The sequence below is a fragment of the Streptomyces sp. NPDC085481 genome (genome assembly GCF_044541845.1).
GTDB lineage: Bacteria > Actinomycetota > Actinomycetes > Streptomycetales > Streptomycetaceae > Streptomyces.
Map to the genome: position 1 here is coordinate 598,777 of NZ_JBITTJ010000001.1, position 21,417 is coordinate 620,193.

At 73.4% G+C, this 21,417-nt stretch carries 20 protein-coding genes; 15 read left to right on the forward strand and 5 right to left on the reverse strand.

Annotation, left to right across the window (positions count from 1 at the left end; genetic code table 11):
• Window positions 1-33: 33 nt before the first annotated feature.
• The 6 genes from ACIGEZ_RS02810 (at window position 34) to ACIGEZ_RS02835 (ending at window position 6,467) form a co-directional block, all read left to right on the forward strand.
• Window positions 34-1,284: a prenyltransferase/squalene oxidase repeat-containing protein gene (locus ACIGEZ_RS02810; protein WP_399824929.1), complete on the forward strand. Its 1,251-nt coding sequence runs from the start codon at window positions 34-36 to the stop codon at window positions 1,282-1,284.
• Complete coding sequence (locus tag ACIGEZ_RS02815; RefSeq protein ID WP_399824931.1) at window positions 1,281-2,012, forward strand: SCO2322 family protein; 732 nt, start codon at window positions 1,281-1,283, stop codon at window positions 2,010-2,012. The genes ACIGEZ_RS02810 and ACIGEZ_RS02815 overlap by 4 nt, the downstream gene beginning before the upstream one ends.
• The gene (locus tag ACIGEZ_RS02820) at window positions 2,009-3,121 is read left to right on the forward strand and encodes an energy-coupling factor transporter transmembrane component T (RefSeq protein ID WP_399824932.1); all 1,113 of its coding nucleotides are present in this window, start codon (window positions 2,009-2,011) and stop codon (window positions 3,119-3,121) included. The genes ACIGEZ_RS02815 and ACIGEZ_RS02820 overlap by 4 nt, the downstream gene beginning before the upstream one ends.
• Window positions 3,118-4,857, forward strand: a complete 1,740-nt coding sequence (locus ACIGEZ_RS02825; protein ID WP_399824934.1) for an ABC transporter ATP-binding protein — start codon at window positions 3,118-3,120, stop codon at window positions 4,855-4,857. Before ACIGEZ_RS02820 ends, ACIGEZ_RS02825 begins: the two co-directional genes overlap by 4 nt.
• Complete coding sequence (locus tag ACIGEZ_RS02830; protein ID WP_399824935.1) at window positions 4,854-5,756, forward strand: ECF transporter S component; 903 nt, start codon at window positions 4,854-4,856, stop codon at window positions 5,754-5,756. The genes ACIGEZ_RS02825 and ACIGEZ_RS02830 overlap by 4 nt, the downstream gene beginning before the upstream one ends.
• Window positions 5,757-6,065: 309 nt before the next feature.
• Complete coding sequence (locus tag ACIGEZ_RS02835; protein ID WP_399826188.1) at window positions 6,066-6,467, forward strand: transglycosylase SLT domain-containing protein; 402 nt, start codon at window positions 6,066-6,068, stop codon at window positions 6,465-6,467.
• A gap of 111 nt (window positions 6,468-6,578) precedes the next feature.
• Here ACIGEZ_RS02835 and ACIGEZ_RS02840 read toward each other — a convergent pair whose 3' ends face one another.
• Entirely contained in the window at window positions 6,579-7,172 is a 594-nt protein-coding gene (locus ACIGEZ_RS02840; RefSeq protein WP_399824936.1) for a TetR/AcrR family transcriptional regulator, read from the reverse strand.
• Between the two features lie 136 nt (window positions 7,173-7,308).
• Here ACIGEZ_RS02840 and ACIGEZ_RS02845 point away from each other — a divergent pair, with 136 nt between their 5' ends.
• Window positions 7,309-8,463 carry an NAD(P)H-dependent flavin oxidoreductase gene (locus tag ACIGEZ_RS02845; protein WP_399824938.1) on the forward strand — a complete coding sequence of 385 codons (1,155 nt, stop codon included), beginning with the start codon at window positions 7,309-7,311 and terminating at the stop codon, window positions 8,461-8,463.
• A gap of 122 nt (window positions 8,464-8,585) precedes the next feature.
• On the opposite strand, the gene ACIGEZ_RS02850 is transcribed toward ACIGEZ_RS02845, so the two are convergent.
• Window positions 8,586-9,755, reverse strand: a complete 1,170-nt coding sequence (locus tag ACIGEZ_RS02850; protein ID WP_399824939.1) for a steroid 3-ketoacyl-CoA thiolase — start codon at window positions 9,753-9,755, stop codon at window positions 8,586-8,588.
• 248 nt (window positions 9,756-10,003) lie between these two features.
• On the opposite strand from ACIGEZ_RS02850, the gene ACIGEZ_RS02855 reads away from it, so the two are divergent.
• The 3 genes from ACIGEZ_RS02855 to ACIGEZ_RS02865 all read left to right on the forward strand — a co-directional run bounded on the left by ACIGEZ_RS02855 (window position 10,004) and on the right by ACIGEZ_RS02865 (window position 13,216).
• Complete coding sequence (locus tag ACIGEZ_RS02855; RefSeq protein ID WP_399824941.1) at window positions 10,004-11,248, forward strand: cytochrome P450; 1,245 nt, start codon at window positions 10,004-10,006, stop codon at window positions 11,246-11,248.
• 184 nt (window positions 11,249-11,432) lie between these two features.
• Entirely contained in the window at window positions 11,433-12,545 is a 1,113-nt protein-coding gene (locus tag ACIGEZ_RS02860; protein WP_399824942.1) for a DUF2330 domain-containing protein, read from the forward strand.
• Window positions 12,542-13,216, forward strand: a complete 675-nt coding sequence (locus ACIGEZ_RS02865) for an O-methyltransferase (RefSeq protein ID WP_399824943.1) — start codon at window positions 12,542-12,544, stop codon at window positions 13,214-13,216. Before ACIGEZ_RS02860 ends, ACIGEZ_RS02865 begins: the two co-directional genes overlap by 4 nt.
• A 4-nt stretch (window positions 13,217-13,220) precedes the next feature.
• Here the strand turns inward: ACIGEZ_RS02865 and ACIGEZ_RS02870 are convergent, their stop codons facing one another.
• A complete protein-coding gene (locus ACIGEZ_RS02870) occupies window positions 13,221-14,297 on the reverse strand; it encodes a serpin family protein (RefSeq protein ID WP_399824945.1) in 1,077 nt (358 codons plus the stop codon).
• 12 nt (window positions 14,298-14,309) lie between these two features.
• Between ACIGEZ_RS02870 and ACIGEZ_RS02875 the strand changes: the two genes are divergently transcribed.
• Together ACIGEZ_RS02875 and ACIGEZ_RS02880 are read left to right on the forward strand one after the other, a co-directional pair.
• Window positions 14,310-14,639, forward strand: a complete 330-nt coding sequence (locus ACIGEZ_RS02875; RefSeq protein ID WP_399824946.1) for an antibiotic biosynthesis monooxygenase family protein — start codon at window positions 14,310-14,312, stop codon at window positions 14,637-14,639.
• Between the two features lie 159 nt (window positions 14,640-14,798).
• Complete coding sequence (locus ACIGEZ_RS02880) at window positions 14,799-15,284, forward strand: GNAT family N-acetyltransferase (protein ID WP_399824948.1); 486 nt, start codon at window positions 14,799-14,801, stop codon at window positions 15,282-15,284.
• 19 nt (window positions 15,285-15,303) lie between these two features.
• Here ACIGEZ_RS02880 and ACIGEZ_RS02885 read toward each other — a convergent pair whose 3' ends face one another.
• On the reverse strand, window positions 15,304-17,358 hold the full coding sequence (locus ACIGEZ_RS02885; protein WP_399824950.1) for a DHA2 family efflux MFS transporter permease subunit: 2,055 nt from the start codon (window positions 17,356-17,358) through the stop codon (window positions 15,304-15,306).
• A 269-nt stretch (window positions 17,359-17,627) separates the two neighbouring features.
• Here ACIGEZ_RS02885 and ACIGEZ_RS02890 point away from each other — a divergent pair, with 269 nt between their 5' ends.
• The gene (locus ACIGEZ_RS02890; RefSeq protein ID WP_399824952.1) at window positions 17,628-18,707 is read left to right on the forward strand and encodes a peptidoglycan-binding protein; all 1,080 of its coding nucleotides are present in this window, start codon (window positions 17,628-17,630) and stop codon (window positions 18,705-18,707) included.
• A 188-nt stretch (window positions 18,708-18,895) separates the two neighbouring features.
• A complete protein-coding gene (locus tag ACIGEZ_RS02895; RefSeq protein ID WP_399824954.1) occupies window positions 18,896-19,567 on the forward strand; it encodes an HAD family hydrolase in 672 nt (223 codons plus the stop codon).
• 35 nt (window positions 19,568-19,602) lie between these two features.
• Here the strand turns inward: ACIGEZ_RS02895 and ACIGEZ_RS02900 are convergent, their stop codons facing one another.
• On the reverse strand, window positions 19,603-20,382 hold the full coding sequence (locus ACIGEZ_RS02900) for an ABC transporter permease (protein ID WP_399824955.1): 780 nt from the start codon (window positions 20,380-20,382) through the stop codon (window positions 19,603-19,605).
• Window positions 20,383-20,616: 234 nt separating this feature from the next.
• Here ACIGEZ_RS02900 and ACIGEZ_RS02905 point away from each other — a divergent pair, with 234 nt between their 5' ends.
• The gene (locus tag ACIGEZ_RS02905) at window positions 20,617-21,288 is read left to right on the forward strand and encodes an HNH endonuclease family protein (RefSeq protein WP_399824957.1); all 672 of its coding nucleotides are present in this window, start codon (window positions 20,617-20,619) and stop codon (window positions 21,286-21,288) included.
• Window positions 21,289-21,417: the final 129 nt, after the last annotated feature.

The following is a 21,417-nucleotide window of genomic DNA, read 5'->3' on the forward strand; positions in this document are numbered from 1 at the left end:
TGCCGGTGTCCGGTGCCCGCAGGAGAGGGACCCATGATCAGCGTTCGCCGCATCGCCGCCGCACTCGCGGCCGGTGCCGTGCTCAGCACCACCGCCGCGGGAGTGGCCACCGCCGCCCCGTCGCCGACCCCCTCCCCCGCCAAGGTCCCGGCCGGCCTCTACGGCACCAAGGACCCGACGTACGACGGCGTCTGGCGCCAGTCGCTCGCCTTCCTCGCCCAGCGCACCTCCGGCATCCAGCCCGCCGACCAGGCCGTTGACTGGCTGCTCGGCCAGCAGTGCGACAGCGGCGCCTTCGCCTCGTTCCGCCCCGACCCGGCGAAGCCCTGCGACCCGAAGACCATGCTGGACAGCAACGCCACCGCCGCCGCCGTGCAGGCGCTGGCCTCGGTCAAGCGCCAGTCCGCCGACCCGGCGAAGACCGAGAAGGCCGCCGAGGCGGGCGCGGCCTGGCTCCGCGGCGTGCAGAACAAGGACGGCGGCTGGAGCTACAGCCCCGGCACCCCCAGCGACGCCAACTCCACCTCCATCGTCATCGGCGCGCTCATCGCCGCCGGCGACCACCCCGGCCGCGTGAAGTCCGCCGACGGCAAGACCCCGTACGACGCCCTGCTCACCTTCGCCCTGCCCTGCACGGCCAAGGACGGCGGTGCGGGAGCCTTCGCGTACCAGCCCGACAAGAACGGCGCCCTCCCCGCCAACGCCGACGCCACCGCCGCCGGCGCCCTCGCCGGCCTCGGCAAGGGCATCACCGCGCGCGGCGTGAAGCCCCCGCAGACCCCGGCCTGTACGGACCTGCCGAAGCCGACCGCCGAGCGGGCCGCGCTCAACGGCGCCTCCTACCTCGCCGCCCAGCTCGCCAGGACCGGCCACCTCACCACCCCGCCGATGCCCGGCGCCGCCGAGACCGCCGAGCTGCCCGACTTCGGCAACACCGCCGACGCCGTCGTCGCGCTCGCCGCGGCCGGCGCGACCAAGGAGGCCACCGGCGCGCTCGCCTGGCTGGAGAAGAACTCCGCCACCTGGGCCAAGGAGAGCGGCCCCGCCGCCTACGCCCAGCTGGTGTTCGCCGCGCACGCCATGGACACCGACCCGCGCGAGTTCGGCAGCGCCGACCTCATCGAGCAGCTGAACGCCACCGGCCCCGCCCCGAAGGCCCCCGACAACTCGCAGGCGTCCACCGGCGCCGACGACGAGTCCGGCTTCGACGTGTGGTGGATCATCGGCATCGGCATGGTCGTCGGCGTCGGCATCGGCTTCCTCCTGAGCGGCCGCAAGAAGTGAGGCACCGCAACCTCGGCGCCAAGCTGGCCGCCGGCTTCGGCGCCGCCCTCCTGACCGTCGCCGTCGCCGCACCCGCCCAGGCCGCCGGCTACCGCTACTGGTCCTTCTGGGAGGAACAGGGCGGCGAGTGGGGTTACGCCACGCAGGGCCCGGCCACCGCCCGGCCCGCCGACGGCGACGCCATCGGCTTCCGCTTCGCGGTCAGCCGCGACTCCAGCGACGCGGCGCAGCCCTCCTCGGCCCCCGACTTCGCGACGATCTGCGCCGGCGTGGAGAAGAAGGAGGGCACCAAGCGGATCGCGGTCGTCGTCGACTTCGGCGGCCCGCAGGACGCCCCGCCCGGCGAGACCCCGCCGGCGAAGACGCCCAAGGCCGGCTGCCCGCAGGTCCGCGAGTCCGCCACCGCCGCGGAGGCGCTCGCGGCGGTCGCGAAGCCCCTGCGGTACGACGCCAACGCGCTGTTGTGCGGGATCGAGGGGTATCCGGAGAAGGGGTGCGGCGAGCAGGTGGCGGAGGGGGAGCCGACGAAGCCGACGGGCGAGGCGTCCGCTTCCGGACCCTCCGCTTCAGCCTCCGCATCCTCCCCTCCGGCCCGTTCCTCCTCGTCCGCTTCCTCTTCCTCGTCCTCTGATTCCGGCGGGCCGTCCGTCGGGCTCGTCGTGGGCGGGGCGGCCGTGCTCCTCCTCGGTACCGCCGGCGTCGTGCAGGCCCGCCGCCGCCGCGGATGACCACCCCGCCGTCCCGGCTGCGCGCCCCCGAGGCGACCCGCTCCAACGCCCTGCACCCGGGAGCCTGGTGGCTCTGGGCGCTCGGCCTTGCCGTGGCCGCCTCCCGTACGACGAACCCGCTGGTGCTCGGCCTGGTCATCGGCGTCGCGGGCTATGTCGTCGCGGCGCGCCGTACCGATGCGCCGTGGGCGCGTTCGTACGGCGCGTTCGTGAAGCTGGGCCTGTTCGTCGTAGGGCTGCGCGTGGCGTTCTCCCTCGTCCTCGGTTCGCCGATCCCGGGCTCGTACGAACTGTTCACGCTGCCCGAGGTGCCGCTGCCGGACTGGGCGCAGGGGGTGCGGATCGGGGGCCGGGTGACCGCGGAACAGCTGGTGTTCGCGGTGTACGACGGGCTGAAACTGGCGACGCTGCTGATCTGCGTGGGCGCGGCGAACGCGCTGGCCAACCCGGCGCGGCTGCTCAAGTCGCTGCCGGGGGCGCTGTACGAGGCGGGGGTGGCCGTCGTGGTCGCGATGACGTTCGCGCCGAACATGGTCGCGGACGTGGTGCGGCTGCGGACCGCCCGCCGGCTGCGCGGCCGGCCCACGGGCGGGGTGCGGGCGCTGCTGCAGATCGGGCTGCCGGTCCTGGAGGGCGCGCTGGAGCGGTCGGTGGCGGTGGCCGCGTCGATGGACGCGCGGGGGTACGGCCGTACGGCGCAGGTGCCGCCCGTGGTGCGGCGGACCACGAACCTGCTGACGCTGGGCGGGCTGCTCGGGGTGTGCGCCGGTTCGTACGGGCTGCTCGCCGCGCAGGGTGCCGGGTACGGGCTGCCGCTGCTCGTGGCCGGGCTGCTCGCGGCCGTCGCGGGGCTGCGGCTCGGCGGGCGACGGACGGTGCGGACCCGGTACCGGCCGGACCGGTGGGGGGTGCGGGCCTGCCTGGTGGCCGGGTCGGGCGTCACGGTGGCGGTGGCGATGATCTGGGCGGGGACGGTGGCGCCGGGGGCGCTGCACCCCGGGGTCGTACCGCTGGAGGCGCCCGAACTGCCGCTGTGGCCGGCGGCTTCCGTACTGTTGGGCCTGCTGCCCGCGTTCGTGGCCCCCGTGCCGAAGGAGTCTGCGCGATGATCCGCTTCGAGAACGTCTCGGTGACGTACGACGGCGAGGCCGCGCCCACGCTGAAGGGCGTGGACCTGACCGTGCCCGAGGGTGAACTGGTGCTGCTGGTCGGCCCTTCGGGGGTCGGCAAGTCGACCCTTCTGGGCACGGTGTCGGGCCTCGTCCCGCACTTCACGGGTGGCACCCTGCGCGGCCGGGTCACCGTCGACGGCCGCGACACCCGCACCCACCCGCCGCGCGAACTCGCGGACCTGGTGGGCACGGTGGGGCAGGACCCGCTGGCCCATTTCGTGACCGACACGGTCGAGGACGAGCTGGCGTACGGCATGGAGTCCCTGGGCCTGGCCCCGGCCGTGATGCGCCGCCGGGTGGAGGAGACCCTGGACCTGCTGGGCCTGGCGGAGCTGCGCGACCGCCCGATCGCCACGCTCTCGGGCGGGCAGCAGCAGCGCGTCGCGATCGGCTCCGTCCTGACCCCGCACCCCAAGGTCCTCGTCCTCGACGAACCGACCTCCGCCCTCGACCCCTCGGCCGCCGAGGACGTCCTGGCCGTCCTCCAGCGCCTGGTCCACGACCTGGGCACGACGGTCCTGCTGGCGGAGCACCGCCTGGAGCGGGTGGTGCAGTACGCGGACCAGGTCCTGCTCCTCCCGGAGGCGGTCATGGGCCCGCCCGCCGAGATCATGGCGGTCTCGCCCGTACACCCGCCGGTGGTCGCCCTGGGCCGGATCGCGGGCTGGGACCCGCTGCCGCTGACGGTCCGTGACGCGCGACGCCGGGCGGCCCCGCTACGAGCCCGCCTGTCCGACCGGGCCCCGGCGGGTCCGCTCCCCCGCACCGGGGCCGCGCCGCGGACCGCGTCGAAGCCGGCCCCGCCGGCGTCCGAGGTTCGGGGCCCTGGGGGCGGAGCCCCCGGTTCCGGGCAGGGGCGGGGTGGGGGAAGGTTCCTCTTCCGGCGCCCGGGCCGCGGACGCGCGGACGCGACCGCCCCCGGCGGGCCCCTCGTCGACGTGGACCGGCTCGCCGTCCGCCGCGGACGGGTCGAGGCGTTGCGGCAGGTCAGCCTGCACGTGGCGGCCGGGGAGACGGTGGCCCTCATGGGCCGGAACGGGGCGGGCAAGTCGACCCTGCTCGGGACGCTCGTCGGGATGGTCGCCCCGGCCGCCGGCACGGTCCGGGTCGCCGGGCTCACCCCGGACGCCACGGACCCCCGCGCACTGATCCGGCAGGTCGGGCTCGTGCCGCAGGAGCCGCGGGATCTGCTGTACGCGGACACGGTGGCCGCGGAGTGTGCCGCGGCCGACGCGGACGCGCACGCGCCGGCCGGGAGCTGCCGGGCACTGGTGTCGGAACTGCTGCCGGGGGTCGCGGACGACACGCACCCCCGGGACCTGTCGGAGGGGCAGCGCCTCGCGCTCGCGCTCGCCGTCGTCCTGACCGCACGCCCCCCGCTGCTGCTGCTCGACGAACCGACCCGCGGCCTGGACTATGCGGCGAAGGCGCGCCTGGTGGCGCACCTGCGCGGGCTGGCCGCCGAGGGCCACGCGATCGTGCTCGCGACGCACGACGTGGAGCTCGCGGCCGAGCTCGCGCACCGGGTGGTGATCATCGCGGGCGGCGAGGTCGTCGCGGACGGCCCGACGGCGGAGGTGGTGGTCTCCTCCCCCGCGTTCGCGCCCCAGGTCGCGAAGATCCTGGCCCCACAGGCGTGGCTCACGGTCGAGCAGGTAGAGGAGGCGCTGTGAGCTCCCGCGCCCCCGCCCGCCCCGTCCGGCTGGGCCCCAGGTCGGTCGCCGCACTGGTGTTGGTCTCCGCCGTCGGGCTCGTCGCCATCGGCTGGCCGCTCTTCGCCGACGCGGGCTCGGCCCTCACCGATCACGCCGCCGACGCCCCCTGGTTCTTCGCCCTGCTCCTTCCCCTCCTGATCGCCGTGGTGGTGGCGACCATCGCCGACTGCGGCATGGACGCGAAGGCGGTGGCGATGCTGGGCGTGCTCGCCGCCGTGGGGGCGGCGCTGCGGCCGCTCGGGGCGGGGACGGCCGGCCTGGAGCCGATGTTCTTCCTGATGGTGCTGAGCGGCCGGGTCCTCGGACCGGGCTTCGGCTTCGTCCTCGGCGCGGTGACCATGTTCGCGTCCGCGCTGCTCACCGGTGGGGTCGGCCCGTGGATGCCGACGCAGATGCTGGCGATGGGCTGGTTCACGATGGGCGCGGGGCTGCTGCCGGGGGCGATGGGGGTCTCCGGTGCCCGAGCGAAGCCGCGAGCCTGGGGGAGGCTTCGGGGCCGGCGGGAGCTGGTGATGCTCTCCGCGTACGGCTTCGTGGCGGCGTTCGCGTACGGCACGGTCACCAATCTGTACGGCTGGGTGACGCTCGGCGGCGATGCGGCGGACGCGGGCGGGATCTTCTTCCTGCCGGGCGCCCCGGCCCACGACAACCTGGTCCGCTTCCTCGCCTTCCTCGTCGCCACCTCCCTCGGCTGGGACCTCGGCCGCGCCGTCCTCACCGTCGTCCTCACCATGACCGTCGGCGACGCCCTCCTGAAGGCGCTGCGCCGCGCGACCCGGCGGGCGAACTTCGAGGCCCAGGTCACATTCGAGGCTCCCGAAGAGGCCCTCCGGGGTGAGGCGCCTCATAGGACCTAGGTCACGTACGAGCCGAAATAGTAGACCCGGACGACCCGCCCAAATCACCCCATAGGCGGGCGCGACCTGCGGAAACCCACCACACCCGACCCCCGGGACCTTCCGCGGGGGTCCGAACCTTCCTCGTAATGGGGGTCGTTGCATCGCCCTGGCAGGCCTGCTTCTCTGGTGGACGTCGCCAGGCAGCCGGTGCTCAGCGCAGCACCTCGGACGGCCGGTTCCCCCCAGTTCCCGGGTTCCCCGGGCTCTGGTTCCGGCATGCCGAAACCGCCCGGCGCGACCCATGTCCCCGACGTTAGGTATGACGTTTTGTTCCGCTCGATCGCCACTCGTGTCTCCGACCGCAAGAAGACCTTCGCCGTCTCCGCCGCCGTCCTGCTGGGCGCTTCCGGTGCGGTCCTGGGCACGACGGGCACGGCCTCGGCCGCCACCCCGCAGGAGATCGCCCGACAGATCGTGCCGCCGTCGCAGTACGCGTCCTTCAGCAAGATCGTCGAGCACGAGTCCGGCTGGAACTTCACGGCCACCAACTCCTCCAGCGGCGCCTACGGCCTGGTCCAGGCCCTGCCGGGTTCGAAGATGTCCTCGGCCGGTGCCGACTGGAAGACCAACCCCGCCACGCAGATCAAGTGGGGTCTCGACTACATGAACGAGCGCTACGGCTCCCCGAACGGCGCCTGGAACTTCTGGCAGTCCCACGGCTGGTACTAAGAGCACCACGCCGCACAGCGACGCCCACCCGCAAGGCCCCGCCCTCCGCTCGGAGGGGCGGGGCCTGCGGCGTTTCGCGCCGGAGGTCCCGTGCGTGACGCCCGGCGCGCCTCACGCCCCCAGCAGCATCCTGACCTGCGGCCACAGGCCGTCCAGGACCGCCGGGTCGTTCTTGAGCTTGGCGAGCAGGACGAGCCCCTCCAGCTGGGCGACGACCGCCCTGGCCACCTCGTTCCCCGTACGGTCGGCCGGGATCGCCCCGTCGACCGCCGCCTCGGCGAGACAGGCCGCGATCAGCCCGACCTGCTCGTCGAAGATCTCCTCCAGGCGGGCCCGCACGTCGGGCTCCTGGGTGCTCAGCTCGAGGGCGAGGTTGCCGAGGAGGCAGCCGTCGACCGTGCCCGTGGCCTCCTTGCCGCGCCGCTGCACGGCGGAGGCGAGCCCGAGCAGGTTGCGCAGCCGGTCGAGGGCGGGGGCGGGGGCGGTCAGCTCGCCGGCCCAGCAGGCGCGCTCGGTCTGCCAGTAGGCGTTGACGACCTCGACGGTCAGGGCCTGCTTCGACTCGAAGAAGTAGTAGAAGCTGCCCTTCTTCACGTCGGCGCGGGCGCAGATCTCGGCGACGCCGAGGCTCCCGTAACCGCGGCTGCGCATGAGCTCACCGGTGGCGTCGACGAGCCGTTCCCTGGCGGTGCTGGTGCGTCCCATGGCGGTCACTATACGGCCGGTCAACTATTCGGTTCACGTCCGCCGTGAAGGGGGTGGATTTTTAGTTGACCAGTCGTCTACTGTCCTGGACGTCGGCAGGCACCGAGCCCGCCGCCCCGACCAGGAGGCCGTACGCATGGCTGCACCCTCGGCACCCCCCGTACCCCCCGTACCCCCGGTACCCCCAGTACCGCCGATACTCCCGACACTCCCGACCGGCCGCCTGCGAGAGCTGCTCCCCCTCGACCTCCCCATCGTCCAGGGACCGTTCGGCGGCGGGCTGTCGTCCGTCGAACTGACCGTCGCGGTCTCGGAGAACGGCGGCCTCGGCTCGTACGGGGCGCACATCCTCACCCCAGACGGCATCACAACCTTGGTGGCCCGGCTGAAGACGGCCACGGAGCGGCCGTTCGCGGTGAACCTCTGGGTGCCGCAGGAGGGCGAGGGCGCCACCGTCGGCCCCGCCGCCCTGGCCGAGCACGTGGCGCGGCTCCGCCCGTACTACGAGGAGCTCGGCGCGACCGCCCCGACCGCCGCCGAGGTGGCCGCGCGGCCCGGCTTCGACGAGCAGCTCGACGCGCTGGTGGCGGCCGCCCCGCCGGTGATCAGCCTGGTCATGGGGCTGCCGCCGCGGCGGCTCGTCGCGGAGGCGCGGCGGCGGGGCATCGTCCTGATCGGTACGGCGACCACGGTCGCGGAGGCGGAGGCGCTCGAGGCGTCGGGCGTGGACGCGGTGGTCGCTTCGGGCAGCGACGCCGGCGGGCACCGGGGGGCGTTTCTGCGGCCGGTACGGGAGTCGCTGGTCGGTACGTTCTCGCTGGTCCCGCAGGTGGTGGACGCGGTGGGGGTGCCGGTCGTCGCGGCCGGGGGCATCGCGGACGGGCGCGGCATCACGGCGGCGCTGGCGCTCGGAGCCGACGCGGTCCAGATCGGTACGGGCTTCCTCGCGACCCGCGAATCGGGCGCGTCCCCCGTCCACCGCACGGCCCTCGCCACCCCCGAGGCCCGCACCACCGTCCTGACCCGCCTCTTCTCCGGCCGCACGGCCCGAGGCATCCCGAACGCCTTCGTCCACGCGATGGCCGCCCACGAGGACACCGTCCCGCCGTACCCGGTCCAGAACGCCCTGATGCAGCCGATCCGCCGCGCGGCGGGCGCCCAGGACCGCCCGGAGTACGTGAACCTGTGGGCGGGCCAGGCGGCGGGCCTCAGCCGGCCGGGCCAAGGGGCCGCGGAGTACCTGTCAACACTGGCCGCGGACGCGGGGTGGGGCCCGAAGGCGCCCCGGTAGGGGCCGGCCGGCCGTGAGGGACACCCCCCGCACGACCGCCCGCCGCCGACCGCCCGGCGCCGCGCACCGCACACCGCACACCGCACACCGCACACCGCACACCGCACACCCCGCAGGGACGGCTACAGCCGCTGGATGATCGTGCCCGTCGCCAGCGCCCCGCCCGCGCACATCGTGATCAGCGCGAACTCCTTGTCCGTGCGCTCCAGTTCATGCAGTGCCGTCGCGATGAGCCGCGCCCCGGTCGCGCCGACCGGGTGACCGAGTGCGATCGCGCCGCCGTTGACGTTGACCTTCTCCAGGTCCTGGTCGAAGACCTGCACCCAGCTCAACACCACCGACGCGAACGCCTCGTTGATCTCGACCAGGTCGATGTCCTTGAGCGACATCCCGGCCTTGCCGAGCACCGCACGCGTCGCGTCGACGGGCCCGTCGAGGTGGTAGTGCGGGTCGGCGCCGACCAGGGCCTGGGCGACGATCCGGGCGCGGGGGCGGAGTTTGAGCGCGCGGGCCATGCGCTTGGAGGCCCACATGATCGCGGAGGCGCCGTCGGAGATCTGGGAGGAGTTGCCGGCCGTGTGGACGGCGGTCGGCATGACCGGCTTGAGCCGGGCCAGCGCCTCCATGCTGGTGTCGCGCAAGCCCTCGTCGCGGTCGACGAGCCGCCACATGCCCTGCCCCGCGGCCTGCTCCTCCTCGGTGGTGGGGACCTGCACGGCGAAGGTCTCGCGCTTGAAGCGCTCCTCGGACCAGGCGATGGCGGCCCGTTCCTGGGAGAGCAGGCCGAGGAAGTCGACGCGTTCTCGGGTGAGGCCGCGGCGCCGCGCGATGCGCTCGGCGGCCTCGAACTGGTTGGGCAGGTCGACGTTCCACTCGTCAGGCCAGGGCTTGCCGGGGCCGTGCTTGGACCCGGAGCCGAGCGGGACGCGGGACATCGCCTCCACGCCGCAGCTGATGCCGATGTCGATGACACCCGCCGCGACCATGTTGGCGACCATGTGGCTGGCCTGTTGCGAGGAACCGCACTGACAGTCGACGGTGGTGGCGGCGGTCTCGTACGGGAGGCCCATGGTGAGCCAGGCCGTACGGGCGGGGTTCATGGACTGCTCGCCGGCGTGGGTGACCGTGCCGCCGACGATCTGCTCGACGCAGTCGGCGTGGATGCCGGTGCGGCCGAGGAGTTCACGGTAGGTCTCGCCGAGCAGGTAGGCGGGATGGAGGTTGGCGAGCGCTCCCCCGCGCTTGCCGATGGGGGTGCGTACGGCTTCGACGATGACGGGTTCCGCGGCCATGAGATCGTCCTCTCCTCGCCCGGGGGGTGTCCCGGCACCCTCGCCGGTCGACGTCACGTGGCTAGCCCGGCTAGCACGTAGAACTAGTACGCGTTCTAGTTCTGAGTGCAGTCTTATGACTGCTACCGCCGGTACGCAAGGGTCCGGGACGCAACAGTTCCCACCCCTTCTCTTGCCACTTGTAGAACTCGTTACTACCTTTCCCGGCAACTTCTGATGGGCCATCAGATAAATGGAGTGTGTTGCCGATGCCCTGCCCCCATCTCTCCGAAGGGTTCGACGCCACCGACCCCGACCTGCTCCAGAGCCGCGTCCCCCACCCGGAGTTCGCACAGCTCCGGCAGACCGCTCCCGTCTGGTGGTGCGCTCAGCCCCCCGGCCTCACCGGCTTCGCCGACGAGGGCTACTGGGCCGTGACCCGGCACGCCGACGTCAAGTACGTCTCCACGCACCCCGAACTGTTCTCCTCCAACGAGAACACCGCCGTCATCCGCTTCAACGAGCACATCACCAGGGACCAGATCGAGGTCCAGAAGCTGATCATGCTCAACATGGACCCGCCCGAGCACACCCGGGTCCGCCAGATCGTCCAGCGCGGCTTCACCCCGCGCGCCATCCGCAGCCTGGAGACCGCGCTGCGCGACCGGGCCCGCGCCATCGTCGAGGAGGCGAGGGCCGCGGCGGGGCCGGACGGCGCCTTCGACTTCGTCACCAAGGTCGCCGTCGAGCTGCCGCTCCAGGCGATCGCGGAACTCATCGGAGTACCGCAGGAGGACCGCGCCCGGATCTTCGACTGGTCCAACAAGATGGTCGCGTACGACGACCCCGAGTACGCCATCACCGAGGAGATCGGCGCCGAGGCCGCCATGGAGCTCATCGGCTACTCGATGAACCTGGCCGCGGCCCGCAAGGAGTGCCCCGCGAAGGACATCGTGAGCCAGCTCGTCGCCGCCGAGGGGCAGGGCAACCTCTCCTCGGACGAGTTCGGCTTCTTCGTCCTGCTGCTCGCCGTCGCCGGCAACGAGACCACCCGCAACGCCATCAGCCACGGCATGCACGCCTTCCTCACCCACCCCGACCAGTGGGAGCTCTACAAGCGGGAGCGGCCCGTGACCGCCGCCGAGGAGATCGTCCGCTGGGCGACCCCGGTGGTCTCCTTCCAGCGGACCGCCACCCAGGACACCGAGCTCGGCGGCCAGAAGATCCGCCGCGGGGACCGGGTCGGCCTGTTCTACTCCTCCGCCAACAACGACCCCGAGGTCTTCGAGAACCCCGAGACGTTCGACATCACCCGCGACCCGAACCCGCACCTCGGCTTCGGGGGCGGCGGACCGCACTTCTGCCTCGGCAAGTCCCTCGCCATCAAGGAGATCGAGCTGATCTTCGAGGCGCTCGCCGACGAACTGCCCGACCTCACCCTGGCCGGCGACCCGCGGCGGCTGCGGGCGGCCTGGCTCAACGGCATCAAGGAGCTCCAGGTCAAGACGGCCTGAGCCCGGGGAGGCGGGGCCCCCACCCCCACGCCCAGCGCCCCGCCTCCCGTACGGAACTCCCGTGTACGGAACCCCCGTACGGAACCCCCGTGTGCGGAACTCCCGTACGGAACCCCCGTGTGCGGAACTCCCGTACGGAACCCGCCAACGGAACCAGACGATCCGCTCGCGCGTCCGAACCGGCATGCGGGGGACCACACACAGAATCCTGATCCTGATCGTCGCGCTGTTCGCGCTCCAGCTCGGCTCGCTCGTCGCACCGGCGTACGCCTGCGGCTGCGGCGCCATGATCCCGGGCGGCGGCTCGCGGATCGGCGTCGACCGGGAGACCTCGGCCGTGCGCTGGGACGCGCGCACCGGCACCGAGCGGATCGTCATGCGCTTCACCGTCCGCGGCGACGCCGAGCAGGCCGCCTGGGTCATGCCGGTGCCGCACCGGGCCGACGTGGCGCTCGGCGACCCGGCGCTCTTCGACGCGCTCGACCGGATGACCTGGCCCGAGCACCGCGAGCGCACCTACTTCTGGCCGCGCGCGGGCGACTGGCCCTTCTCCTCCGGCGACACCGACGGCGCCGGCGCCGCGCCGCCCACCGCCAAGGCCCCGGACGTCGGCGTCGTCGGCCGCGAACGGCTCGGCCCCTTCGACGTGGCCCGGCTCACGGCCACCGACCCGACCGCGCTCGGCGACTGGCTGCACCGCAACGGCTTCGAGCTCCCGGACCGGCTCAGCGCCGAACTGCGGCCGTACGTCCAGCAGAAGTGGGAGTACGTCGCCGTCCGCCTCGCCCCCGAGAAGAGCGGCGAGCCCCTGCGCGGCGCCCTCGACCCCCTGCGGATCACCTTCCGCAACGACTCGCCCGTCTACCCCATGCGGCTCTCCCGGCTCGCGAAGACGCCGCAGGCCCTCGACCTCTACATCCTGTCCGACCACCGGATGGAGCCGCGCGACGCGATCGGCGGCGACCGGCCGACGGTCACCTTCGCCGGCGCCATCGACCGGCCGGAGGGTCCGGTCGCCGAACTCGCCGGCCGTGAGCGGGTCTTCTTCACCGCCGTCGAGCAGTACTTCCCCCGCCCCGCCCTCATCGACGGCGACCACCGGCTGACCCGGGCCGCCGAGGACACCCCGTACCGCAGGGTGTACGAGGAATACCGGCTGATGACCGTGGGCGACGGCATCCCGGTCTGGCTCCTGACCGTGCTCGGCGCCCTGCTCGCGGTCGGCGCGATCGCCACGGGGCTCGTGGCGGTGGCACGGGTGCGGCGGGCCAAGTCAGGTGTACGTTCGGCCGCATGAGCAACGATCAGGACCTCTGGACCACCGTCGACCGCTACGTCACCGACCAGCTGGCCCCCGCCGACGAGGCGCTCGCCGCCGCGCTCGCCGAGTCCACGGCCGCCGGGCTCCCCGAGATCGCCGTCGCCCCCAACCAGGGCAAGTTCCTCAACCTCCTCGTCACGATGCAGGGCGCGAGGAACGTTCTGGAGATCGGCACCCTCGGCGGCTACAGCACCATCTGGCTGGCCCGCGCGCTGCCCGCCGACGGCCGGCTGGTCACCCTGGAGTACTCCCCCGCCCACGCGGACGTGGCGCGCTCCAACCTGGCCCGGGCCGGCCTCGACAAGATCGTCGAGGTCCGCACGGGCGCGGCCCTGGACACCCTGCCGCTCCTCGAAGAGGAGGGCGCGGGCCCGTTCGACTTCGTCTTCATCGACGCCGACAAGGTCAACAACCCGCACTACGTCTCCTGGGCGCTGAAGCTCTCCCGGCCGGGCACGGTCATCGTCGTCGACAACGTGGTGCGCAACGGCAGGGTCGCGACCCCCGACCCCGACGACCCGGCGATCACCGGCACCCGCGAGATGTACGAACTGATCGCCCGCGAGCCCCGGCTGGACGCCACCGCCCTCCAGACGGTCGGCACGAAGGGGTACGACGGCCTGCTGATCGCCCGCGTCCTCGGCTAGGGGCCTAGCGCTCGCTGGTCGTCCTCCAGCCCAGGAACAGCGGGACCTCGCCCGTGCCGTCGAGGACGACCACCCCGAACGGCCGGTCGAAGGCAATCCGTTCGACCGTCGGGCGACGGGGTGGGGCGGCCGAACGGGTCATCGCGACCGCGGTGACCGCGGCCGCCTCCACCCCCTCCTCCGCGATCTCGACCAGCGCCTCCTGCACGGCCGCCGACACGACCAGCGGCTCCGGCGAGAGCCCGGAGAAGTCGGCGCCCGGCCGGACCGCCCGGGTGATGCCGAGGGCCGGCAGCCTGGCGTACACGTCGGTGACGGTGCGGAGGGTGAAGCGCGGCAGGGCGAGGTCGACGGCCTCGGCCCGCAGCGGGAACCGGCCGGAGCCGCCGGCCCAGGCGGCGGGCAGCACGGCGGCCGGCCCCTCACCCGGCGCGCCGAGCACGAACCGCACCCGCACCGCCGTCCCCCGCTCCCCCTCGCAGGGCAGCTCGACGACGGTCGCGCCCGCCGTCCGCCAGGCCCAGCGCGCCGGAATCCGCTGGTGCATCGTCGGTACGGGGACGACGGAGCCGTCGCCGCAGGCGAAGGGCTCGTCGCGGGTGAGGTGGCCCGGGAAGCGGGTCAGCCAGGAGGCCTTCAGGGCGAGCGCGTTGACCAGGACCAGGTCCTCGGCGCCGTCCAAGGTGAGCGGCAGGCGCTCGATCCGGCCGCCGGTGGTCTTCCGCACCCAGGTGTCGATCTCGGCCTGTGCCTGACCGCCCAGCTCGCCGAAGCCGAGGCCGGGCAGCCGCTCCCGGAACTCCGCGAGCACCGGCACCCGGCTCCACACCCCGGTCGCCACGTCCGTCCCGCCGCTGCCGGCCAGGCTCCGCCCCGCGGCGGTCACCGCGTCCGCGGCCTCCTCCCCGGCGACGCCGAGCAGCCCCCGCAACTCCTCGCCGGTCGCCCCGCGGGCCCCGGCGGCGACGGCGGCGAGCGCCAGCCACAGCCCGGCCGGCGACACGACGAAGTCCCGCTCCTGCTCCTCCGGAAGGGTCAGCCAGTCCTCGGCCAGTTCGCGGATCGGTACGCCACCGGTCATATCCTGCCCTCCATGAGCATCGTGAAGATCAACGTACTGACCGTGCCCGCCGAGCAGCGCGAGGTCCTGGAGCAGCGCTTCGCGGCGCGTGCCGGGTCCGTCGAGAACTCCGACGGCTTCGAGTGGTTCGAGCTGCTGCGCCCGCTGGAAGGGACGGACACCTATCTCGTCTACACCCGCTGGCGCAGCGAGGATGACTTCCAGAACTGGATGAGCGGTTCCATGAAGGCCGCCCACCAGGGCACCTCCGGCGGCGAGGGCGGGGGCGAGCGGCCGAAGCCCGCCGCGACCGGCTCCACGCTGTGGTCCTTCGAGGTCGTCCAGCAGGCGTCCCCCAAGTAGCGGTCCGAAAGCCGTCCGGAGCAGACGGGCGCAGTCCGAAGCAGTCCGGAGAGCGCTCCAGAACAGTCCGGAGCCGTCCGGAGCAGTACGGAGCAGTACGGAGCTGTCCAGAGCAGTACGGCGAAATCCGGCGGCGGCCCCGGCCGTGCGCGCCGCACAATGGCGCGCATGACCTGGACCTTCTCCCCCGAGCGCGTCGACACCCCGGACGCCACCGCCCTGCGCCGCGACTACTACGACGACGTCGCAAGCCGCTATTGGAAGCGCCCGGCGACCGAGGCGGAGATCGACGAGGGCCTGACCGACGACGGGGCCGAGCTGCTGACCCCGCCGACCGGGCAGTTCCTGGTCGCGCGGTACGAGGGCGGGGCGGCCGGCTGCGGCGGTGTGCTGATGCTCGACGAGGAGCGTGCCGAGCTGACCCGGGTCTTCCTGCGCCACGCCTTCCGCGGCCTCGGCGGCGCGGCCCCACTGCTGCGGGACCTGGAGGACGCGGCGCGCGGGCTCGGCGCCCGCCGGATCGTCCTGAACACCCGCCTGGACCTGGTGGAGGCGCGGGCGCTGTACACGCGGAGCGGTTACGCGGAGATCCCGGCGTACTGCACCGGCCCGTACATGGACATCTGGTACGGCAAGGAGCTCTGAGCCGGGCGGCCGTTCCGCGTCAGGCGCGGTGGTCGCCGGGCGGCTCCGGATAGCGGGGGCGTTCCGCGTCCGAGCCGCCGAGCTCGGCCGTCAGCTCCTCCACGAGCCGCACGAGGTCGGTCGGCCGGTCCGGCCCCCACCAGTCGCCGAGCAGCTCGGACAGCGAGTCCTCGCGCGCCTTGGCGAGCAGCGCCGCCGTCTGCGCCCCCTCCTCGGTGAGGACGATCTGCAGGCCCTCCCGCGCCACCAGGTGCCGCTCCTCAAGCTGCCGGGCGGCCTCGGTGATCACCCGTAGGGGTACGGGGGTGGTCTCGGCCAGTGCGGCGGGCTCGACCGTGCCGTGGCGGCGCACCCGTAGCAGCAGCCAGCTCGCGCCCGGCAACAGGTCGAGCCCGGCGCGGGCGGTGATCCTCTCGTAGACCGCCTTGCGTCCCTCGCGGGAGCCGAGCACGGACAGGGCCCGGGCGCACTCCTCGTAGGAGGAGCGCTCGACGGGGTTGGAGGCGAGCGTCTGGGTCGTGTCGGGCGCGGTGACGGAGCCGCGCAGCCGGTCCTCCTTGAGGAACCAGGCGACGACGAAGGCGACGAGGACGACGGGCGCCGCGTACAGGAACACGTCGGTGATGGACGTGGCGTACGCGTGGAGGACGGACGGGCGCAGCTCCGGCGGGAGTTCGGCGAGGGCGCGCGGGTCGGCGGCGAGCCGGTCGGCTCCGGCGCCGGGCGGCAGGTCCTCTCCGGCGAGGGCGGCGTCCAGCTTGTCGGTGAGGCGGTCGGTGAAGATCGTGCCGAAGATGGCGACGCCGAAGGAGGCGCCGATGGAGCGGAAGAAGGTGGCTCCGGAGGTGGCGACGCCGAGGTCCTGGTAGGAGACGGCGTTCTGCACGACGAGGACGAGGACCTGGATGACGAGGCCGAGTCCGGCGCCGAAGACGAAGAACGTGACGCTCATCGACCAGGTGGAGCTGGTCTCGGTCAGCTGGTGGAGCAGGAGCAGGCCGAGCGCGGTGAGGGCGGTGCCGGCGAGCGGGAAGACCTTCCAGCGGCCGGTGCGGGAGACGAGCTGGCCCGAGGCGGTCGAGGTGAGGAACATGCCGGCGACCATGGGCAGCATGTGCACGCCGGACATGGTGGGGCTGACGCCCTGCACGACCTGGAGGAAGGTCGGCAGGTAGGTCATCGCGCCGAACATCGCGAAGCCGACGATGAAGCTGATGACGGAGACGAGGGTGAAGGTCCTGATCCGGAACAGTTTGAGGGGCAGGACGGGTTCGGCGGCCCGCCGTTCGACGTACACGAACCAGACGAGGAGTACGGCTCCGAGGACGGCGAGGCCGATGATCTGCGCCGATCCCCAGGCCCAGGTGGTGCCGCCGAGGGAGGCGACGAGGACCAGGCAGGTGGCGACCGAGGCGATGAGGAAGGTGCCGAGGTAGTCGATGGTGTGGCGGGTGGTGCCGACCGGGATGTGCAGCACGGTGGCGATGACGAAGAGGGCGACGACGCCGATCGGCAGGTTGATGTAGAAGACCCAGCGCCAGGAGAGGTGTTCGGTGAAGAGGCCGCCGATCAGCGGGCCGAGGACGCTGGTGGCGCCGAAGACCGCGCCGAACATGCCCTGGTAGCGGCCGCGTTCGCGGGGCGAGACGAGGTCGCCGACGATCGCCATCGACAGCACGATGAGCCCGCCGCCGCCGAGGCCCTGGACGGCTCGGAAGGCGATGAGCTGCGGCATGTTCTGGGCGATGCCGCAGAGCGCGGAGCCGATGAGGAAGAGGACGATGGCGGTCTGGAAGAGCTTCTTGCGCCCGTACTGGTCGCCGAGCTTGCCCCACAGGGGGGTGGCGGCGGTCGACGCCAGGAGGTAGGCGGTGACGACCCAGGAGAGGTGCTCCATGCCGCCGAGTTCGCTGACGATGGTCGGCAGGGCGGTGGAGACGATCGTCTGGTCGAGCGCCGCGAGCAGCATGCCGAGCAGCAGGGCGCCGATCGCGATGACGACGGTGCGGCGGCTCTGGCCCTCGCCGGGCACGGGGCCGCCGCCGGCCTGCGGCGCGCGTACTTCCTGGGCCATGGGCGTCTCCTCCGGGCGGCGCTGGGCGGCGCTGAACGGCGCTGAGCGGCCGCTGGGGCCGCACCCTCCCATCCTGGGGTGTTTGTGCGGTTATGGCCTGCGGAGCGGGGGCAGAGGGGGACGGCTGTTCACCCCGGTGCGAGGGGCCGGCTGCATAATCGCTCGCAGTTGACCGGGGAGGGGACCCAACGATGTCCGGACACGTGTGTCCTGAATGCGGTGTACAGAGACCTGAGTGCGCGTGCCCGCGGGCGCGGGACACAGGGGGCGTGGGGAGCGCGGGGGATGCGGGGGGCGCGGGGAGGGCCGAACGGGCCGCGGCGGAGATCGCCGCCGCGGAGGACTTCGACCCGCTGCGCATCCGGCCGTACGTGACGCTGGGGGCGGTGGAGGAGGAGACGACGGTCCTTCCGGCGCTGCCTCCCGTGGCGTCGGCGCCTCCTGCGGTGCAGGGGGCTCCCGTGGCGCAGGGGGCTCCTGCGGTGCAGGGGGCTTCTGCACCACAGGTGGCGGGTGATGCAGCGGAGACGATGCCGCTGGCGGCGTACGGGACCGAACCCCGGGTGGCGTACGGGCACGGGGGCGCGTTCCATGAGCCCCCGCCGGCCGCAGCCTCGCCCTACGAGCCCGCGCCCTCCTACGAGCCCGCGCCCTCCTACGAGCCCGCGCCCTCCTTCGAGCCCACGCACACCCTGGCGTACGCCCCCGGGGCGCACGGTGGCCGGAAGGGGCGGGACGAAGGCGGGGGCCGGGGCCGGGCGGTGGTCGTCGCGGGTGTGGTCGCGGCCGCCGTCGTGGGCACCGCCGTGCTGGCCGCCGCACTGATCGGCGGGAACGACACCGAGGACCGGGCGGCCGTCCCCGAGGTGACCACCAGCGCGTCCGAGAACGTCGCCGTGTCGGAGCAGCCGAGCACCACGCCCTCCTCGTCGGCGACGGCCTCACCCTCCGCCCGCACCACCACGGCGTCCCCGTCCGCCTCCGCGCCCCCGTCGGCCACCCGTACCGCCTCGGCACCGGCCACCACCCCGGTCGCGCCGGCCGCGCCGGTCCCGTCGGCCACGACGACCACCGCCGCGCCGTCGAGCGGGAGCGGGCTGGCCCCGAGCGCCACCCAGAGCCGGCAGGAGCCGACCCTGAGGCTCGGCTCCTCGGGACCCGAGGTAGAGGAGCTGCAGCGGCGCCTGAGGGAGCTGGGGCGCTACGAGGGCCCGGTGAACGGCTCGTACTCGCGGAAGGTCGAGCGCGCGGTCGAGGAGTACCAGTGGGACAACGGCATCTACGACGACCCCGAGGGCGTCTACGGGCCGAGCACGCGCCGCGCCCTGGAGGCCGAGACGGCCGGCTGAGGCGACGCCTGGGGATCCCGCGGTGATCCCGGGATGCGGACGGAGTGGCGGTGACGGCCCCTTGTTTTGTATCGTGGAGAAACAAAGTGGCCCCGCCCGCACTCCCTGACCGGTGGGCGGGTCCGCTTCGTACTGCTTTGCCTCCCACGTCTCATCTCGTCTCCGACCACCCCTCCTGGAGATCCCTGATGACTGCCACCACCCCGGCGTCGCTCACCGCCCGTGCCCTCCTGCTCGACATGGACGGCACGCTCGTCAACTCCGACGCCGTCGTGGAGCGCTGCTGGCGGCGCTGGGCGGAGGGCCAGGGACTCGACCCGGACGAGGTCATGAAGGTGGTGCACGGCCGCCAGGGGTACGCCACGATGGCGGTCCTGCTGCCGGACCGGCCGATGGAGCAGAACCTCGCCGACAACCGGGTCATGCTCGCCGAGGAGACCGCCGACCTCGACGGGGTCGTCCCGGTGCCGGGCGCGCCCGCGTTCCTGGCCGCCCTGGCCGGACTGCCGCACGCCCTGGTGACCTCCGCCGACATGGCGCTCGCCCGGGCCCGGATGGGCGCGGCGGAGCTGCCGATGCCGGCGACCCGGGTGACCGCCGAGAGCGTGGGCGCGAGCAAGCCGGACCCGGAGGGCTTCCTGAAGGGTGCGGCCGAGCTGGGCTTCACCCCCGCCGACTGCGTGGTCTTCGAGGACTCCGAGGCGGGCATCGAGGCGGGCCGCGCGGCCGGCATGCGCGTGGTGGGCGTGGGCCCGCGGGCCGCGGCCTTCGGCCCGGACGTCCATGTCGAGGACCTGACCCGGCTCCGGGTCGAGCCGGGCACCGAGGGCACGATCACGCTGACCTTCTCGGCCACCTGACCGGCTCCGGGCCGAGCCGGACGCCGAGGGCACGATCACGCCGACCTTCTCGGCCTAGCCTCCCGCTCCCCGCGCCCGGGACGGACGAGCCTCCCGCGCGCCGCCAGCTCCAGGGTCACGGCGACCGCCACCGCCTGCACGAGAAGCAGCGCGACCAGCACGAAGAGCTGCACCGCGCCCGCGCGCAGCGGCGAGGCGCCGCCGAGGAGCATGCCGACGAACGCGCCCGGCAGGGTGACGAGGCCGACCGTCCGGGTCTGGTCCATGCCCGGCAGCAGCGCGTCCGAGGCGGCCTCGCGCGCGACCTCCAGGCGGGCCTCCCGTTCGAGCAGCCCGATCGCGAGCCCCGCCTCCACCTCGCCCTTCCGGCTCTCGAGCTCGTCGAGGGCGCGCCGGCCGCCGAGGACGGTGGCGGTGAGCGCGCCGCCGATGAGGATGCCCGTCACGGGGATGAGCGTGATGCCGCGCAGCGGGACCAGACCGGTGAGCACGAGCGCCGCCACGACCGGGACGACGGCCGCGGCGATGGGGGCCGCGGCCCACCGCCAGGCGCGGCCAGGCGATGGGACGATGCGCCGGCCCGCGGTGCGTACGGCCACCGCGTACATCAGGAGCAGGAAGCAGAGCAGCAGCGGCAGCGAGCGGACGACCCAGCCGATCACCAGGGAGACGGCGACGAGCTGGACGGCGGCGCGGCCTCCGGCGACCAGGGTGTCGCGGGCGCGGCCGAGCCGGGCGAGCGCGACCACTCCGGCGGCGAGGGCGAGCAGAACGGCGAGAACCGCCCCGAAGGTCACATTCACGTCCAGAAGCACGCGCCAACACTAGGGCGCCGTCCGGCGGATCAGGACTCCGAGGCGGAACTGTCGTTCCGTCACCCCATTCCCTCACTTTCGGCCACGCACGACCCTTGATGTGACGTGTCCATGTCGCCACTCTGTTACCTGGCGCACCCCCCGAGGAAACCTCGCGCCGCCACGATGACCGGGCCGTCCGGCACCCCGCGGGTCGGCGAACGGTCAAGGTCCCCCCACATCAAGGGAGTTCGCATGTCCGCCGCAACCCTTCCCGGTTCCAGCATCAATGTCTACGCGCGTCGAATAGCCGTCCTCGCCGCCTCCGCCGCCCTGACCCTCACCGGCCTGCTCGCCACCGCGCCGGCCGCCCAGGCCGCCCCGCCCACCCCGGTGAGCGCCGCCACCGCCCGCACCTACCTCGCCGCCCTCACGGTCAAGGCGGAAGGTTCCTCCTCCGGCTACAGCCGGGACCTCTTCCCCCACTGGATCACCCAGTCCGGCGCCTGCAACACCCGCGAGGTGGTCCTCAAGCGCGACGGCGTGAACGTCGTCCAGGACTCCAGCTGTGCGGCGGTCAGCGGCAGTTGGTACTCCGAGTACGACGGCGCCACCTGGACCGCCGCCTCCGACCTCGACATCGACCACGTCGTCCCGCTCGCCGAGGCCTGGCGCTCGGGCGCCAACTCCTGGACGACCAGCACGCGCCAGTCCTTCGCCAACGACCTGACCCGCCCGCAGCTGATCGCGGTCACCGACAACGTCAACCAGGCCAAGGGCGACCAGGACCCGGCCGAGTGGATGCCCTCGCGCACGGCGTACCGCTGCACGTACGCCCGGATGTGGGTGCACGTGAAGTACTACTGGGGCCTCAGCGTCGACTCGGCGGAGAAGAGCGCCCTCCAGTCCGTCCTCAACGGCTGCTGATCCGGCGGGATCGGCTGCCGGTCTCACGAGGCGGACGCAACTGAATGTTGAACTTGCAAGCAATAGTGAGGGGTGCCTAACCTAAGGACCTCATCGGTTCCCGTCCCCCACGGCCTGTGTCATGCGCAG

Coding starts and splice junctions, on each gene's coding strand:
- ACIGEZ_RS02810 (WP_399824929.1), top strand. CDS start 34: ATGATCAGCGTTCGCCGCATCGCCGCCGCACTCGCGGCCGGTGCCGTG.
- ACIGEZ_RS02820 (WP_399824932.1), top strand. CDS start 2,009: ATGACCACCCCGCCGTCCCGGCTGCGCGCCCCCGAGGCGACCCGCTCC.
- ACIGEZ_RS02825 (WP_399824934.1), top strand. CDS start 3,118: ATGATCCGCTTCGAGAACGTCTCGGTGACGTACGACGGCGAGGCCGCG.
- ACIGEZ_RS02840 (WP_399824936.1), bottom strand. CDS start 7,172: ATGGGACGCACCAGCACCGCCAGGGAACGGCTCGTCGACGCCACCGGT.
- ACIGEZ_RS02845 (WP_399824938.1), top strand. CDS start 7,309: ATGGCTGCACCCTCGGCACCCCCCGTACCCCCCGTACCCCCGGTACCC.
- ACIGEZ_RS02850 (WP_399824939.1), bottom strand. CDS start 9,755: ATGGCCGCGGAACCCGTCATCGTCGAAGCCGTACGCACCCCCATCGGC.
- ACIGEZ_RS02855 (WP_399824941.1), top strand. CDS start 10,004: ATGCCCTGCCCCCATCTCTCCGAAGGGTTCGACGCCACCGACCCCGAC.
- ACIGEZ_RS02860 (WP_399824942.1), top strand. CDS start 11,433: ATGCGGGGGACCACACACAGAATCCTGATCCTGATCGTCGCGCTGTTC.
- ACIGEZ_RS02865 (WP_399824943.1), top strand. CDS start 12,542: ATGAGCAACGATCAGGACCTCTGGACCACCGTCGACCGCTACGTCACC.
- ACIGEZ_RS02870 (WP_399824945.1), bottom strand. CDS start 14,297: ATGACCGGTGGCGTACCGATCCGCGAACTGGCCGAGGACTGGCTGACC.
- ACIGEZ_RS02875 (WP_399824946.1), top strand. CDS start 14,310: ATGAGCATCGTGAAGATCAACGTACTGACCGTGCCCGCCGAGCAGCGC.
- ACIGEZ_RS02880 (WP_399824948.1), top strand. CDS start 14,799: ATGGCGCGCATGACCTGGACCTTCTCCCCCGAGCGCGTCGACACCCCG.
- ACIGEZ_RS02885 (WP_399824950.1), bottom strand. CDS start 17,358: ATGGCCCAGGAAGTACGCGCGCCGCAGGCCGGCGGCGGCCCCGTGCCC.
- ACIGEZ_RS02895 (WP_399824954.1), top strand. CDS start 18,896: ATGACTGCCACCACCCCGGCGTCGCTCACCGCCCGTGCCCTCCTGCTC.
- ACIGEZ_RS02905 (WP_399824957.1), top strand. CDS start 20,617: ATGTCCGCCGCAACCCTTCCCGGTTCCAGCATCAATGTCTACGCGCGT.